Source organism: uncultured Flavobacterium sp., from assembly GCF_963975515.1.
Classification (GTDB): domain Bacteria; phylum Bacteroidota; class Bacteroidia; order Flavobacteriales; family Flavobacteriaceae; genus Flavobacterium.
This window is the reverse complement of the sequence record NZ_CAXBGY010000002.1, coordinates 137,590-153,725: the sequence shown is the minus strand read 5'-3', so window position 1 is coordinate 153,725 and position 16,136 is coordinate 137,590. Positions and strand designations below refer to the sequence as shown.

Sequence of the window (16,136 nt, the reverse complement as noted above, 5' to 3'; positions counted from 1 at the left end):
AATAGATAATAGTATATTAAAAAATTCTTCCAAACAAAGCTTTCATAAATGGAATTTTTGGACATTTTAAAATGACTTTTAAATCTTCTAATAATGAAGATTCTTCATCTAAAAACTTTAAGATTAAACCTGATTTTCCGCTTTCAAATAAACCAGAAAACAACTTTGAACCTATTGCATTGTTTTTAAATAAAACATCAATAAAAAGCAAATCATAAAACCAGAATTTGTCTTTTTTATGAAAATTAGTAAAGTCTGATTCTGTTTCTAAAAACTTGACTAATTGTTTAGATTTTTTAGTCACATTTTTAAACGTAAAACCTGTACTTGCTTTTGTCCAACCACCAGCAGAACCAATGTTTATTACATTTTTTGAATTATGTTTCCAAAAAGGGTAACTCGTCATTGGAATATTTCCCTGTTCTTTTTCGATTATTTCGTATTCAGTAATTCCTAAATTTTTAATGTACAATTCAATTTCATTTTCATACTCTTCTTTTGCAAGTAAATCTTTTGAAAACAAAGTATATTCTAACAAAGCTTCATTTTTGGATGTTGGTAAAACGTACATAAAACGAGTATTTCCTTTTTGTTTTATAGAAAAATCCATAAAAGTCGCTGCATTTTCATCAAAAACGGGTTCCTTGCTTTTAATAAACCAACCAATAAAATGTTGTTGTAATAAAGGATATTTTTCTTGCGAAGTAATTAAAGTTGAATTAAAAATAGAATTAAAAACCTTATTACAAGTAAAACTATTTTGTTCCGTTTTAACCAAACAATGATTTCCCAATTCAGAAAAATCAGTAACTTTTTCTTGTAAAAAATGAATGTTTTCATGCTTAGAAATTTCAGCAAAAATGAAATTATACAAATCTAAACCTTGAATCATTTTATAGTGATATGGCTCAATATCTAATTTCTTTCTAAAATTTTCATTGGCAAAAAGAGTTGTATCCCATTTTTTAGAAATTATTTCTTTTAGAACTTCCCCTTCTTTGGAGGGGTGTCCGAAGGACGGGGTGGCTTCCCAAAAACACCAAGTTCTATCATTCGTTTTTTTAGCATCACTATCAATTAGAAGAATGGTTTTGTCTTCTATTTTATTAGACAAAATCATTTCATAAACTGTCAGTAAAGCAGCTAATCCAGTTCCTGTAAAAATGTAATCGTAATGTTTCATTTGTCAAAGATATTGAAACCAACTTGTATTTTAAGTATCAAACAAACGTTAAACCTTATAAAAACTAAACTTTCAATATAAAAAATAATTAGTTTTGAACTTTAAATAGAATTTTATGTTACACGAATACGACAAAGCTTGGGCTAAATACCAAGAGGGTTTAAATATTTTACCTTTACCAATGACTTGTTGGGAATTTTATAACCTTCCTCGAGCAGAAGAAAAAGAGTTTAATGATATTCAAACTTTGTGGTCTGAAAAAGTGATTTTTGCCAAAACAAAAAAGAATCAAAATTTAGCTATTTTAGTTACTGATGCAAATTTAAAAATTGTTTTTGCTTCTAGTAATATTACGCTAATGAATGGTTATGACTATAAAGAAATTAAAGGCAAATCGCCAAGAATGTTTCAAGGTGAATTGACTTCTGTTGAAAGTAGAAAAAATATTAAAATAGCTGTAGAAAAGAAATTACCTTTCAAAGAAAATATAATCAACTACAAAAAAAACGGTGAAACTTATATTTGTCAAATAGAAGCTTATCCTAAATTCGACAACAATGGCAATTTTGTAAATTATATCGCATTTGAAACTGCTGCTTAAAAAATTTGGTTTTTTTTTAATTTAATCAATTCGATACCTTAAACCTAAAAACATTCTAATTCCTTGATTTGGTCCATAAACATAACTTGGATCAAATGTTAATGCATACGGATTATTTCCTGTAGAAGTTGCGTTTCCATTACTATCAAAAACAACATTTTTGTCAAAAGGATCATTAGCTCTTGCAATCAAAAAAGGATTATTTTTATTTGGTGTCCAATCTAATAGGTTTTTAACGCCACCATATAATTCAATTCGGTTAATCTTTTTATAGGTAAATTGAATATTTTGAATGCTCCAAACAGGTGAATATTCACTTCTTGGATCTAAACTTCCTAATAGAGGCAAACGCATTGGACCATATAAATTTCCTGTATAATCAATAGATAAATACCATTTAGCAATATCATAAGTAATTCCCCAAGTAGCGCTAATTTTTTCTGTTAATATTGGCGTTGAAGTTATTCCGTTTCTTTTATTTTTAGATTCTAAAACCGTAAAACCCATCATAGTTTTTAAACCAAAAGGAAAAATTAATTCTAAATTTCCTGTTACTCCATAAGTTTTAGAATACCCATTTAAATTTGAATAAATTATTTGATTTGGATTTGTATCATAATCAGGTAAAATTTGATTTTTAAAATGTGTATACCAACTAGAAAACTCTATAACAGAATGAATTCCGCTCTCAAATTTATACTTCTTTAAATAATTAAAATTAATATTATACGAAGTCTCAGGATTTAAATTTTCTGTAATAATAACATCTCTAGAACCTGTTAATGCAGCATGCTCTTCGGTAAATAAATTTACAACTCTAAAACCTGTTCCTGCATTTATTCTAAAAACATCATCTTTAGAAGGTTTCCATTTATAGGCAATTCGTGGAGTAAATATTGAAGCATGAACTGAATTATAATCAAATCGAGAACCTAACAAAACACTGTGTTTTTCGGCTAATTTTATCTCATCTTGAATAAATAAACTGCTAATTTTACTTTTTTCAGAATTTATCGTAGCAGTTGTATTGTCATTATAGTATTGATAACGAAATGCAGCACCAAGAAGTAAATCGTGATTACTAATTTTTTTATCCCAAGTCAACTGACCGTAAGCAATTTCTTGTTGAGCTAAAAAAAGAATATCTCCATAAACTGAATTTTGATCATGGTTTGTATAAGAAAAAGAAGCAAACATGTTTTCTGAAACGGGCAATTGATATTTACCTAGCACTTCAAATCTTTTAGTATAAATACTTTCGCCATATACTTGATCACCTCCTCTAAAACTTTTATTCCATTGTAATTCTCCACCCCATCTATCTTCATAAAAAAAACGACCTGCAAAAGTTAATTCTTTATCATTTTTTCTTTTAATGGTAAACTTATTAAAGACAGAAACTCTATCCTGAAGCGTAACATCAGTAAAGTTGTCATTATTATTATCAATAGGGTTATTGTAATTAAAATAGTTAATCCCTAAAAGAGAATTTACATTTTTACCAATTTTATATTTAGCTCCAATATCGATATTGTTTTCTAGCCAAGAAGTACTAAACACATCAGCATAAAATAATGGAGCAGTTTCTGGACTTTTAGTAATAATATTTATCAAGCCACCAACAGCTTCACTTCCATATAAAGAAGAAGCTGGTCCTTTTACAATTTCAATTCTGTCTATTAATGAATTTGGAATTCCAGATAAACCATAAACCGTTGAAAGACCACTAACAATTGGCATTCCGTCTATAGTAACCATAGTGTACGGGCCTTCTAAACCATTAATATGAATGTCTCCAGTGTTGCAAATGTTACAATTTAATTGAGGACGAACACCATTTACATTTTGCAAAGCTTCAAAAATATTTGAAGTTGGATTTTTCTTTAGGAACACAGCCGTATAAACTTCTACAGGCACAGGAGATTCTAATCTCGAAACAGCTTTTAAAGTCCCGGTTAATACAACTTCATCTAAAGTGTCAATCTCATCTAACTTGCAATTTAAAATTAGTTTTTTTTGATTAAAAACAGTGATTGTCTTTTTGATAGTTCTAAATCCTGTATAAGAAAACTGCAAAGTATATTTTCCGTTAGGAATATTTTCTAGTAAATATTGACCATTGTCATTAGTTGTGATTCCTTTGCTTAGTTCAATTAGGTAAACTGTAGCAAAAGGTAAACTTTCGTTTTCTGAAGTAACTTTCCCTGTAATTGATGTTTGAGAAAAAGTACAAATGGAAAATAAGAGTAGTATAAAATATATTTTCATGTAACTTTAAATTAATTTTTAGGCAAAACTAAAAATAATATTCGCGCCATCAAAATAAATTTTTATATATTTGTATAAAATTTATAATAATGACTACTTCAGAAGAAAATTATTTGAAGGTAATTTATCACTTATCCGTTGTTTCTCCAAAAGGAGTAAATACCAATGCAATTGCAGGAATGCTTGAAACAAAAGCGTCATCTGTAACCGATATGCTGAAGAAATTATCTGAAAAAGATTTAATAATTTATAAAAAATACCAAGGAGCATCTTTAACCGAAAAAGGAACATTAACGGCTAAAATGATAGTGAGAAAACATCGTTTGTGGGAAGTTTTTTTGGTAGAAAAATTAAATTTTAGTTGGGATGAAGTCCATGAAGTTGCAGAAGAATTAGAACACATTCAATCAGAAAAATTGATAAATAAACTTGATGCTTTTTTAAATTTTCCTGAATTTGATCCACATGGTGATCCTATTCCAAATGCAGATGGTGAAATTAAAAAAGTCCAAAAACAATTATTGTCTGATGCAAAAATTAATGTTTCCTATAAATGTGTTGGAGTAAAAGATTCCTCAGCAGAGTTTTTACAATATTTAGACAAACAAAAAATTGCTTTAGGTTCAACTTTCAAAATTTTAGAAAAAGATACTTTTGATGATATTCTACAAGTCGAAATTAATGGTGAAAAAATTACGATTTCAAATAAAATAGCTACTAACCTATACGTACAATAATTATGTTTCAAGATTTATTAACTTATTTAGAAAGCATTGATCCCATATTGGCTGCTTTTTATGCTACAATGTTCACTTGGTTTGTTACCGCTTTAGGAGCTTCTTTTGTGTTCTTTTTTAAAGGAATGAATCGAACATTTTTTGATGGAATGCTAGGTTTTACAGGTGGAGTTATGGTTGCTGCAAGTTTTTGGAGTTTGTTAGCGCCATCAATAGAAATGAGTGAAGGAGAAGGATTTATTAAAGTAATTCCGGCTGCAATTGGTTTTGCACTTGGAGCACTTTTCATTTTTGCTTTAGACAAAACTTTACCTCATTTACACATTAATTTTAAAGAAACAGAAGGAATAAAATCACCTTGGCAAAGAACCACTTTATTAACGTTAGCCATAACAATGCATAACATTCCTGAAGGTTTAGCTGTTGGAGTTTTATTTGGTGGAGTTGCCGCTGGAATTCCAGAAGCATCTATTGCAGGAGCAGTAACTTTAGCTATCGGAATTGGAATTCAAAATTTCCCTGAAGGAATTGCAGTTTCTATGCCATTACGTAGAATGGGAATGAGCCGCAGAAAAAGTTTTATGTACGGACAAGCATCTGCTTTAGTAGAACCAATTGCTGGAGTTTTAGGAGCTGCAGCTGTAATATTTTTTACACCAATTTTACCTTACGCTTTAGCATTTGCAGCTGGTGCGATGATATTTGTTGTGGTTGAAGAAGTAATTCCGGAAACGCAACAAGCTAATAATACTGATATTGCAACTTTAGGATTTATTGGTGGATTTATTGTAATGATGACTTTGGATGTTGCTTTAGGGTAAATTTATTTCACAGAGATTCACAGAGAAATGGAAGATTCACAAAGTTTTATATCTTTGAGAAACTCTGTGTGAATACTTTATGTAACTTTGAGAAATAAACTTTTAGTCTAATGAAATACTTTACACCAATTATAATTCTTTTTATTTTCATAAGTTGTGCTTCAAAACAAGTTGCAAACGAAAACGAGATTCTTATCAACTCAACCTCATTAACTAATGTTGGGAATGATTATGAAATGAAAATCTCTAAAATCATTTCAGATTCGCGTTGTCCTGAAGGAGTAGAATGTATTTGGGTTGGTGAAGTTCAGTTGGAGATTGAGATTTATAAAAATCAAAAACTTGAAAATACAGAAAGACTTTCTATCAGCTATAAAACATTGGAACAAAACAAACAGTTTTTTGCTGAATACATTTCGACAGTTAAAAAAATAAAAAATATTTTGGTTCAACCGATAAAAAAGGAAGGTCAAAATATTGAATTAAAAGAGTATGTTTTGAAAGTTGAGTTGGAGTAGATTATATGTGTAGAATTATTAAAAACATATCATGGTAAAGAAATTTATTTTTAAGAATAAACATTTTATTGTTTTATTTACTTGTTTTACTTTTTTGTTGTTTAGGTATTTTTATGATGATGATAAAAGGCATCATGATTTGAAAGAGTTAGCTTATGAAAACATATTAAAAGAAACAATTCCAGAGGGTTTTGTTATTAGTAAATTTACAGACACAACTTATGGAGCTAGAAATGCAACTATTATAAATGTTGGTGGTTTAAATTATAATGTTAATGAGTCAATTTACAACAAAATTAATATTGGAGATAAAATCAAAAAAGAAATTAATAGTGATAAAATATACATCAATAATAAAGAATATGAATATTACTTTGCTAATTAACTAATTTCACTTAATGACAAGCACAGTCATCACCACAAGATTTTGATTTCTTATTAGATTTTTTCCAGAAGAATTTTTTTACTAAAAATCCAACAGCTATAAAAAGCGCTATGTAAACTAATATTTCTTGCATATTATTTTAATAATTGATAAGCAATTAAAGCTACAAGATAAGCAAATCCACTCATAACCACAAGTTGGATTACAGGCCATTTCCAAGAGTTAGTCTCTTTTTTCACAATTGCTAAAGTACTAATACATTGCATCGCAAAAGCATAAAACAACAATAACGAAATTCCGGTAGCAAAATTAAACACTTTTTCACCTGTCACAGGATTTATTTCTGCTTGCATTCTTTTTTTAATGGTGTTTTGCATATCATCTTCATCATCGTTTGCACCAACACTATAAATTGTAGCCAATGTTCCTACAAAAACTTCTCTTGCAGCAAATGATGTAACCACAGCAATTCCAATTTTCCAATCGTAACCTAAAGGTTTTATCGCTGGCTCAATGGCTTTACCCATAATTCCAACATAAGAATGTTCTAACCTATATGTATTGACTTTAGTTTCAATTAAACTTGGGTCTAAATCAAGATTATTGGCTAAAATATCTTTTTCAACTATTTGCTTTGCATTATCAAAATCTTTAGTTGGCCCATGAGAACCTAAAAACCAAAGAATAACCGATAAGGCTAAAATAATTTTTCCAGCACCAAAAACGAACGCTTTTGTTTTTTCCAACACATTGATTGCAACATTTTTAAACATTGGAATTTTATAACTTGGCATTTCGACTACAAAATACGTTTTACAACTTAATTTCAAGAATTTATCTAACAACCAAGAAGAAAAAATGGCCATGAAAAAACCAATCAAATAAAGTAACATTAAGGCTAAACCTTGTAAACTTAGGAAACCTAAAACTTTTTCTTCAGGAATTATTAAGGATATTATAATGGCATAAACAGGTAATCTAGCGGAACAAGTAGTAAATGGTGTTACTAAAATTGTGATTAGACGTTCTTTCCAATTTTCAATGTTTCTAGCACTCATAATGGCAGGAATCGCACAAGCAGTTCCAGAAATTAAAGGCACAATGCTTTTTCCTGACAAACCAAATCTTCGCATGATTTTATCCATCAAAAACACAACACGACTCATATAACCGCTTTCTTCTAAAACAGAAATAAACAGAAATAAAAAGGCAATTTGCGGAATAAAAATAACGATTCCACCAATTCCTGGAATAATTCCTTCACTAATTAAATCAGTGAATTTTCCAACTGGTAAATGTGTCTTAGCGTAGTTTGAAAAATGGGCAAAAGATTCATCAATAAAATCCATTGGAATCGTTGACCATTCAAAAATAGATTGAAATATCGCAAATAATATAAAGAAGAAAATTACGTAGCCAAATACTTTATGTGTAAGTACTCTGTCTAATTTTGCTTGAATTCCTGATGCTTTAGATTTATCAATTTTTTGACCAGTTTTTAAGGTGTCATTTATAAATTGATATCTTTTTATAGTTTCTTTTTGTTGTAATCGTTTTAAATCGGAATGTGATTTTGTAAAAGCACTTTTAATTTCATTACGTTCTAAATTCAAGAAATTTACATCTTGAGTAATCACTAACCAAAGTTTGTATAACAGCTGATTTGGAAATGTTTTTCTCAACTTATCAAAATATTCTGGATCAATTGAAGATGAATTTAAACAAGGTTCAATAGATAAATCTTCATAATTTAGAATTAAATTTTTTAAAGAATCAATTCCGGTTTTTTTTCTTGAACTTACTAAAGCAATTTTAGTATTTAATTGTTGTTCCAAAAAAGGAATATCCAATTCAATTCCTTTTAACTTCATTCGGTCACTCATATTGATGACCAAAATGGTTGGAATTTCTAAATCTTTAATTTGAGTAAAAAGCAGTAAATTACGTTTTAAGTTTTCCACTTCAGTTACAACTACTGCAACATCAGGAAAATCTGCATCTTTTTTGTTTAATAATAATTCAATGACTACGTTTTCGTCAATCGAACTTGCGTTTAAACTATAAGTTCCAGGTAAATCGATGATTTTTGCTCGAACATCATTTGATAGTTTAGCAAAACCTTGTTTTTTTTCGACCGTAATTCCAGGATAATTTCCTACTTGTTGATTTAAACCCGTTAGTTGGTTAAAAACAGATGTTTTTCCGACATTAGGATTTCCTATTAAAGCAACTTTGATATTTTTTTGAGCCATATTAAATTTGCTCTTTTATAATGCTGATTTCTATAGCTGTTTCTAATCGAATTGCTACATGAGCGTCATTAATACAATAGTATAATGGATCTCCAAGAGGTGCAATTTGAATTAACTCAATACTATTACCAGGCAAGCATCCCATTTCTAGTAGCTTTAACGGAATTTCTTCAATGTTAAAGTCTAAAATAGTTGCTCTTTCACCTTTTTTAAGTTGTGATAAATTAATTTCCACGCTTATTTAGATTGAATTAAAATACAAAAGTAAAAATTTAATACTGATTAATACTGATAATTATCATATTTTAACTTTAGTCCGAAGTTTTATTTCTCTTTTTCAGAAAGCCATTTGATGTCTTCAAGAAGTTGGGTTACGTTTTTTGTTCCGTCATCCGTTGGTTTGTCAAGATTTGTTCCGTCATAAAAACCTCTAATTCTACCCTTTTTATCAATAAGCACAAAATTTTCCGTGTGAACCATATCGTATAATTCTTCAGGTTTTCCAGTTTCTACAGCTAAATAAGATTTTCTAGCTATATAATAAATGTCTTTTTTGTTTCCTGTGACTAAATTCCACTTACTATCAATAACTCCTTTTTCAAGCGCATATTTTTTTAAAACAGGAACACTATCAATATCTGGAGTCACACTATGAGAAAGCAACAAAACATCTGGCATATCTTTAATTTTATCTTGAAGCCAAACCATATTTTCAGTCATTATGGGGCATATTGTTGGACAAGTAGTAAAAAAGAATTCAGCTACATATATTTTATCTTTATAATCTTCTTGCGTAATTATTTTACCATTCTGATTAATAAATTTAAAATCAGCAATTCTATGATTATATCCTACATGCTGAATAGTTGTATCAACTAACTGAGGATTTACATCTCTTGGTGTAAAAATTGGTAAAGTTTTTTGAGGTTTTAATAAAGTATAAATTCCAAAAAAAACAATAGTCGATATACTTAAGAATATAAATATAAACACTTTATACTTTTTTAATGTTGTAATCATTTTTTTTTGCAAAAATACAAAACCCTGAGAAAATTATGTAAGATATCTAACGAACAGTTGTTAAAAATTAATTTATATTAATTTCTTTATATATATTTGTTAAATATTCAAAATTTTACAATGAAAAAAACAATTACTTTATTTACAATGTTAATTTCCTTATTAGGATATTCACAATATAATTCTTCTGCACCTTGGCTTGTTAATAAAGAAGAAGCAAAACAAGGAAATTTAACAATAGAGCAGTTAAAGAGCTCTTTTGATGCATATTGGTTAACTCATGACAAAAACAAAAAAGGTTCAGGTTATAAACCTTTTATGAGATGGGAGTACCATTGGCAAAATAAAGTTGATGTTAATGGAAATATAATAACTCCAGAAGAAATGTGGGCTGCATTTAATCAAAAAAAAACAGCTACAATTAATAAAAATACACAATCCTTACCCGTTAGCAACTGGCAACCTGTTGGCCCTTTTTCTCATTTAAATACAGGTTCATGGTCTTCAGGCCAAGGTAGAGTAAATATTGTACATGTTGACCCATCAAACTCTAACACTATATATATAGGTACACCAGCTGGTGGAATATGGAAGTCTATTGATTCTGGTACAACTTGGACAGCATTGTCAGATAATCTACCTCAGATTGGAGTTTCTGGTATTGCAATTGATTATTCTAATTCTAACACCATTTATATCGCAACAGGTGATAAAGACTCTTCGGACACCTACTCTATTGGAGTTTTGAAATCGATTGATGGAGGTTTAACTTGGAACACTACCGGTTTAACTTTTACAAACACTTCTACTTTAGCAGGTGATATTTTAATACACCCAACAAATAATCAAATTTTATGGTGTGGTACTAGTGTTGGTCTTTATAGAACAACTAATGCCGGACTAAATTGGACTGTTGTTCAAACAGGAAATTTTTCACAAGGTTCGTTAAGATTAAAACCTAATGACCCTACAACAGTTTATGCCGTTTCTAACAATAGATTTTTTAAATCAACAAATACTGGAAGTACTTTTAGTGTCATTACTACAAGTTTACCTTTCAATTCAGGAAGAATGTTATTAGATGTAACTGCAGCAAATTCAAATTACATTTATATTTTAAGTACTTTAACTGGAGGAGATTTTCAAGGAATATATCGATCAATGGACGGAGGGTCATCTTGGACAAAAACCTCAGGAACTACAGATGTTTTTGATGGTTCTGGTCAATCATATTATGATTTAGCACTTGCTGTTTCTGATGTAAATGAAAATGAAATTTATACAGGTTGTTTAAATGTATGGAAATCATCAAATGGAGGAAGTACATTTTCAAAGCTTAACAATTGGAGTTCTCCATTTGGAGCGTCTTATACACATGCTGATATTCATTATCTAGGCTTTCAAGGTGGAAAATTATACTGTGGTAGTGATGGAGGAGTTTATGTTTCAAACAATGGTGGAATTGTTTTTACTGATAAAACAGCTGGAGCACAAATTAGTCAATTCTATAAAGTTGCCGTTTCTAAACAAACCTCTGCAAATATTGTAGGAGGATTACAAGACAATGGAGGTCACGCTTTTAGTGATGGTGCTTGGAAAAATTATTATGGGGCAGATGGAATGGATGCAGCAATAAGTCCAATTAACCAAAATTTATATTATGGTTTTATTCAAAATGGAGGAAATATGTACATTAGTAGTAATGCAGGTAACTCTCTTGGATCAAGTGTAAGTTCTCCTACTGGTGTAAGTGGAAATTGGGTTACTCCATTAATGATTAATTCTATCGGAGAAGTTTTCTCTGGGTTTAATGGTTTATACAAATTAAATGGATCAACTTGGACTCTTCAAAACACTAATAGTGTAGGTTCTGGAAATCTAGAATTAATAGCTATCGATCCTTCAAATGATAATATCATGTATGTTACTAATGGTTCTTCATTATATAAAAGTACTGATAAAGGAATTACTTTTACAACAACTTATGTTGCACCTGGTACTATTAGGGCTATTGATATACATTCAACTAATAGTAGTATAATATATCTTACAACATCTGGTAATTTCGGTCAAGCATTAAAATCAACAAACGGGGGAACTTCATTTACTAATTTTTCTACTGGATTGCCAAATATTGGAAAAAATACTATTGTTCATCAAGGTCGAAATACAGATAATCCTTTATATTTAGGAACAAGTTTAGGTGTTTATTATATTGATGACACCATGACGGCTTGGGAAGCATTTGATACAAATCTACCAAACGTTTCTGTTACTGATTTAGAGATTAATCTAGAAGATAATATGTTAACCGCAGCAACTTATGGAAGAGGTATTTGGCAAACAAACATCCCTATTCAAGTGCCAGCAACTGACATTAAACTGGTTGCTATTCAAAACCCAAATAATATCGACATTAATTGTGGAAATTCAATTGTACCACAAATTCAGGTTGAAAACAATGGAACAAATGCAATTACAGTAATAAACATTAATTATTCTATTGATGGAAGTGCTAATACATTTACTTGGAATGGAAATATAACTTCTGGTCAAACTGCATTAGTTTCATTACCTTCACAGACATTATCAAGAGGTGTTCACAACATGAGTATAACTTCAACAACTCCAAATGACGCTTACTCCGATAATAATTCAGGTTTAATAACATTTTATGTAAATGATTCAGGAGTAGTTGGTCAAACAAATGCCTTTACAAATACTTCAGATGAATTAATCACCTACAATGAAGGAAGTGCTGGTTCACAATGGGTTACAGGAACAAGAGGTTTTGGACCAATGTCTTCAGGTGGAAACACTGTTTATACAACAAACTTAACTGGTAATTATCCAGATGCCGTAAAATCATACATAGTTTCTCAATGTTATAATTTAACGAACATAACAAATCCTCAAATTCAATTCACAATGAAATATCATTTAGAAGAAAATTGGGATATTGTTTATGTAGAATACTCAACAAATTTTGGGCAAACATGGTCTTTATTAGGACAACAAGGACCAAATTGGTATAATAGCAATAGAACTAATGCATCATCTGGTTCTGCAGATGATTGTCAAAATTGTCCTGGTGGTCAATGGACAGGAACAAACACAACATTAACAACCTACAGTTACCCATTAAACGCTTTAAACAATGAGCAAAATGTAATTTTTAGAATAGTATTTCATTCAGATGCTGCTGAAAATCAATTAGGTGTAAATGTTGATGATTTTGTAATTTCAGGTGTTTTATCTAAAGCAAATTTTGAATTAAAAAATATTTCAGTTTATCCAAATCCATCTGAAGGAATTTTTAACATATCTTTAGGTGATATAGAACCAACATCTATTGAAGTGTATGATTTAACAGGCAAAATTATTTTATCTAAAAAAGATCTTTTAATTAGTAATTTTGAAACTTCAATAAATTTATCAGATGCTTCTCAAGGAATTTATTTTGTTAAGATAAATGCCAACAATCAAAATATCGTTAAAAGAATTATTAAACAATAAAAAAATGAAAACAAAAATACTAAGTTTGATAATGTTGTTGAGTTCAGGTGTGTTTTTTGGTCAAAAAGACAATCTGCAAGAAGCAAAAGCACATCAAAAAACATTAAAAATAAACACTGTAAATACAAATTTAGATGGAGCAATTAAATTGTTTTCAAAAGAATATGGTTTAAATGAAAATTATTCATACACTAAATTGTATTCAACAATTGATGAAAGAGGATTTAAACACGATAAGTTTCAACAATTTTACAACAATATAAAAGTAGAATTCGGAACAGTAATTACACATTCTAACGATAACAGTGTATATTTTGTTAATGGAGAACTTTATAACACAAACGACTTGAACATAACTCCAACTGTGTCTAAACAACAAGCATTTAACAAAGCGTTACAAAGTGTAAATGCTTTAAAATACATGTGGGAAGATACTGAGCAATCACGTTTAATGAATTATAAAAAACCAGAAGGATCATTAGTTATCTTTCCAAATGTCTTGTCAGAAAAAAGCCATTTAGCTTATAAATACGATATTTACTCTATTAACCCTGTTGCTAGACAAGAAGTGTATGTTGATGCACATTCTGGAGAAATTCTTTTTTCAAATCCTATCATTAAACATGCTGATAAAATAAATGCAAATAGTGAAGTGAAAAAACCTTTTTCAAAGTTAAATGCTCCTGAAGTACTAGTTCAAGGAACAGCTGCAACTAGATATAGTGGTAGCAGACAAATTGAAACTACATTGTCTGGTTCAAATTACATTTTACAAGATGCAACCAGAGGAAACGGAATAAAAACATTTAATTGTCTAAAAGGAACGGTCTATCAAGATGTAGATTTTACAGATAATGATAACAATTGGACTGCAGCCGAATACAATAATGCAAATAAAGACAATGGAGCATTAGATGCACATTGGGGTGCAGAAAAAACATACGATTTTTGGAATAATATATTCAATAGAAATAGTTATGATAATAATGGAGCTGTAATTAAAAGTTATGTGCATTTCGATAATAATTATAACAACGCCTTTTGGAATGGAGCAGCAATGACTTATGGTGACGGAAGCGGTTCAACAAGTATTTTAACTTCAATTGATGTATGTGGTCACGAAATCGGACACGCAATTTGTACTTATACTGCAGATTTAGTATATCAAAATCAATCAGGTGCTATGAATGAAGGTTTTTCTGATATTTGGGGTGCTTGCATTGAACAATACGGAAGAACTGGAGGTTTAACAGCTACAATTCCAAGTTCAATTTGGTTAATTGGTGAAGATTTAGGAAATGCTTTTAGATCTATGAGTAACCCAAATTCTAAAGGTGACCCAGATACTTATTTGGGAACTTATTGGTATAGTGGAACTGCAGATAGCGGTGGAGTACATACAAATTCTGGAGTTTTAAATCATTGGTTTTATATTTTAACAGCAGGTAAATCAGGAACAAATAATGCCCCTACACCTGACACATATAGTGTTACAGGAATTGGAATGACTAAAGCAGCGGAAATAGCCTACATTGCAGAAAGAGATTATTTAACTCCAAACTCAACATATGCTGATGCAAGAATTGCAACAATTGAGGCAGCAAGTACAATTTATTGTGCTAACAGTCCTGAAGTAATTGCTGTAACAAATGCTTGGTATGCTGTAAATGTTGGAGATCAATATGTAACTATTTCTAACGATATAGCCTTACAGACAATTACTGGGGTAAGTATGGTTTCGTGTGGAGCAAGTTTGTCACCAATTTTAAAACTTAAAAATCAAGGTTTAAATGCTATAACTACTATTTCAATTTCATACACAATTGATGGTGGAACAGCGATAAACCAAACATGGAACGGCAACTTAGCCCCTTGTAGCGAAACAACTTTTCCATTATCTGTTTCGGGATTGACAAGAGGAACTCATGTAATGAACGTTACTTCAACAATAACTAATGACGGTAGACCCGAAAACAACACAAAATCTGTACTATTATTAGTTAATGATGCTGGAGTTGTCGGAGTTACGAATCCTTTTACAAATGCATCAGACGCTTTAATTACATATAACGAAAACGAATCTTCTTCAATTTGGGTAAGAGGCATTAAAGGCTTTGGACCAATGACCTCTTCAGGAAATACGGTTTATACTACAAATCTAACTGGTAATTATGTTGATCAGAAAAAAGCATATATCATTTCTCAATGTTATAATCTTACAAATGTCTCTAGTCCTCAAATAAGTTTTGCGATGAAATTTGACTTAGAACAAGATTGGGATATTGTTTACGTTCAATACACAACAGATATGGGACAAAACTGGTCTGTATTAGGTCAAATGGGAACGAATTGGTATAATAGCAACAGAACACCTCAAACTACAGGAAGTGACTGTAACAATTGTGTTGGCGCACAATGGACAGGAACAGACACAACATTAAAAACATATTCTTATCCTTTAACATCATTAGTCGGACAATCAAATGTAATTTTTAGAATTGTATTTCATTCCGATGAAGCCGTTAATCAAAAAGGAGTTAACATTGATGATTTTGTAATCAGCGGAGTTTTAGCAAATGAAAGTTTTGAATTAAACTCAATTTCAATTTATCCTAATCCTTCAAATGGAATTTTCAATATTAACTTAGGAGAAACTAATCCATCGTTAATTGAAGTATATGATTTAACAGGTAAAATAATTTTATCGAAAAAAGACATAATACTTTCAGATTTAACAACAACCATTGATTTATCATCAGCTTCACAAGGTGTTTATTTTGTAAAAATTGTTGCAGATAATCAGCAAATAGTCAAGAGAATTATTAAACAATAAAA

The 16,136-nt window shown here is 30.0% G+C and carries 13 protein-coding genes; 7 read left to right on the top strand and 6 right to left on the bottom strand.

Annotated elements, in window-relative coordinates:
- Window positions 1–16: 16 nt before the first annotated feature.
- The gene (locus AAC008_RS03100) at window positions 17–1,183 is read right to left on the bottom strand and encodes a lycopene cyclase family protein (protein WP_339887357.1); all 1,167 of its coding nucleotides are present in this window, start codon (window positions 1,181–1,183) and stop codon (window positions 17–19) included.
- 115 nt (window positions 1,184–1,298) lie between these two features.
- On the opposite strand from AAC008_RS03100, the gene AAC008_RS03095 reads away from it, so the two are divergent.
- Entirely contained in the window at window positions 1,299–1,784 is a 486-nt protein-coding gene (locus AAC008_RS03095) for a PAS domain-containing protein (RefSeq protein WP_339887355.1), read from the top strand.
- A 21-nt stretch (window positions 1,785–1,805) separates the two neighbouring features.
- On the opposite strand, the gene AAC008_RS03090 is transcribed toward AAC008_RS03095, so the two are convergent.
- On the bottom strand, window positions 1,806–4,052 hold the full coding sequence (locus AAC008_RS03090; protein WP_339887354.1) for a TonB-dependent receptor: 2,247 nt from the start codon (window positions 4,050–4,052) through the stop codon (window positions 1,806–1,808).
- An 89-nt stretch (window positions 4,053–4,141) separates the two neighbouring features.
- Here AAC008_RS03090 and AAC008_RS03085 point away from each other — a divergent pair, with 89 nt between their 5' ends.
- From AAC008_RS03085 to AAC008_RS03070, 4 genes are all read left to right on the top strand, one after another.
- Window positions 4,142–4,789 (top strand): metal-dependent transcriptional regulator, encoded by a 648-nt coding sequence (locus AAC008_RS03085; protein WP_339887353.1) that lies wholly within the window; start codon window positions 4,142–4,144, stop codon window positions 4,787–4,789.
- 2 nt (window positions 4,790–4,791) lie between these two features.
- Window positions 4,792–5,610, top strand: coding sequence for a ZIP family metal transporter (locus AAC008_RS03080; protein WP_339887352.1), 819 nt, complete (start codon window positions 4,792–4,794; stop codon window positions 5,608–5,610).
- A 110-nt stretch (window positions 5,611–5,720) separates the two neighbouring features.
- Entirely contained in the window at window positions 5,721–6,128 is a 408-nt protein-coding gene (locus AAC008_RS03075) for a hypothetical protein (protein WP_339887351.1), read from the top strand.
- Window positions 6,129–6,159: 31 nt separating this feature from the next.
- A complete protein-coding gene (locus AAC008_RS03070; RefSeq protein WP_339887350.1) occupies window positions 6,160–6,513 on the top strand; it encodes a hypothetical protein in 354 nt (117 codons plus the stop codon).
- 10 nt (window positions 6,514–6,523) lie between these two features.
- On the opposite strand, the gene AAC008_RS03065 is transcribed toward AAC008_RS03070, so the two are convergent.
- The 4 genes from AAC008_RS03065 to AAC008_RS03050 all read right to left on the bottom strand — a co-directional run bounded on the left by AAC008_RS03065 (window position 6,524) and on the right by AAC008_RS03050 (window position 9,785).
- Window positions 6,524–6,646, bottom strand: coding sequence for a FeoB-associated Cys-rich membrane protein (locus tag AAC008_RS03065; RefSeq protein ID WP_339887349.1), 123 nt, complete (start codon window positions 6,644–6,646; stop codon window positions 6,524–6,526).
- 1 nt (window position 6,647) lies between these two features.
- Complete coding sequence (gene feoB / locus AAC008_RS03060; RefSeq protein ID WP_339887348.1) at window positions 6,648–8,765, bottom strand: ferrous iron transport protein B; 2,118 nt, start codon at window positions 8,763–8,765, stop codon at window positions 6,648–6,650.
- Between the two features lies 1 nt (window position 8,766).
- Window positions 8,767–9,000 carry a FeoA family protein gene (locus tag AAC008_RS03055; protein ID WP_339887347.1) on the bottom strand — a complete coding sequence of 78 codons (234 nt, stop codon included), beginning with the start codon at window positions 8,998–9,000 and terminating at the stop codon, window positions 8,767–8,769.
- A gap of 89 nt (window positions 9,001–9,089) precedes the next feature.
- Entirely contained in the window at window positions 9,090–9,785 is a 696-nt protein-coding gene (locus AAC008_RS03050; protein WP_339887346.1) for an SCO family protein, read from the bottom strand.
- A 120-nt stretch (window positions 9,786–9,905) separates the two neighbouring features.
- Between AAC008_RS03050 and AAC008_RS03045 the strand changes: the two genes are divergently transcribed.
- Together AAC008_RS03045 and AAC008_RS03040 are read left to right on the top strand one after the other, a co-directional pair.
- The gene (locus AAC008_RS03045; protein WP_339887345.1) at window positions 9,906–13,301 is read left to right on the top strand and encodes a T9SS type A sorting domain-containing protein; all 3,396 of its coding nucleotides are present in this window, start codon (window positions 9,906–9,908) and stop codon (window positions 13,299–13,301) included.
- A gap of 4 nt (window positions 13,302–13,305) precedes the next feature.
- Window positions 13,306–16,134, top strand: coding sequence for a M4 family metallopeptidase (locus tag AAC008_RS03040; RefSeq protein ID WP_339887343.1), 2,829 nt, complete (start codon window positions 13,306–13,308; stop codon window positions 16,132–16,134).
- Window positions 16,135–16,136: the final 2 nt, after the last annotated feature.

What these genes read in the sequence shown, in the direction of transcription:
- AAC008_RS03100 (WP_339887357.1), bottom strand. Translation starts at nt 1,183, where the DNA reads ATGAAACATTACGATTACATTTTTACAGGAACTGGATTAGCTGCTTTA.
- AAC008_RS03095 (WP_339887355.1), top strand. Translation starts at nt 1,299, where the DNA reads ATGTTACACGAATACGACAAAGCTTGGGCTAAATACCAAGAGGGTTTA.
- AAC008_RS03090 (WP_339887354.1), bottom strand. Translation starts at nt 4,052, where the DNA reads ATGAAAATATATTTTATACTACTCTTATTTTCCATTTGTACTTTTTCT.
- AAC008_RS03085 (WP_339887353.1), top strand. Translation starts at nt 4,142, where the DNA reads ATGACTACTTCAGAAGAAAATTATTTGAAGGTAATTTATCACTTATCC.
- AAC008_RS03080 (WP_339887352.1), top strand. Translation starts at nt 4,792, where the DNA reads ATGTTTCAAGATTTATTAACTTATTTAGAAAGCATTGATCCCATATTG.
- AAC008_RS03075 (WP_339887351.1), top strand. Translation starts at nt 5,721, where the DNA reads ATGAAATACTTTACACCAATTATAATTCTTTTTATTTTCATAAGTTGT.
- AAC008_RS03070 (WP_339887350.1), top strand. Translation starts at nt 6,160, where the DNA reads ATGGTAAAGAAATTTATTTTTAAGAATAAACATTTTATTGTTTTATTT.
- AAC008_RS03065 (WP_339887349.1), bottom strand. Translation starts at nt 6,646, where the DNA reads ATGCAAGAAATATTAGTTTACATAGCGCTTTTTATAGCTGTTGGATTT.
- feoB (WP_339887348.1), bottom strand. Translation starts at nt 8,765, where the DNA reads ATGGCTCAAAAAAATATCAAAGTTGCTTTAATAGGAAATCCTAATGTC.
- AAC008_RS03050 (WP_339887346.1), bottom strand. Translation starts at nt 9,785, where the DNA reads ATGATTACAACATTAAAAAAGTATAAAGTGTTTATATTTATATTCTTA.
- AAC008_RS03045 (WP_339887345.1), top strand. Translation starts at nt 9,906, where the DNA reads ATGAAAAAAACAATTACTTTATTTACAATGTTAATTTCCTTATTAGGA.
- AAC008_RS03040 (WP_339887343.1), top strand. Translation starts at nt 13,306, where the DNA reads ATGAAAACAAAAATACTAAGTTTGATAATGTTGTTGAGTTCAGGTGTG.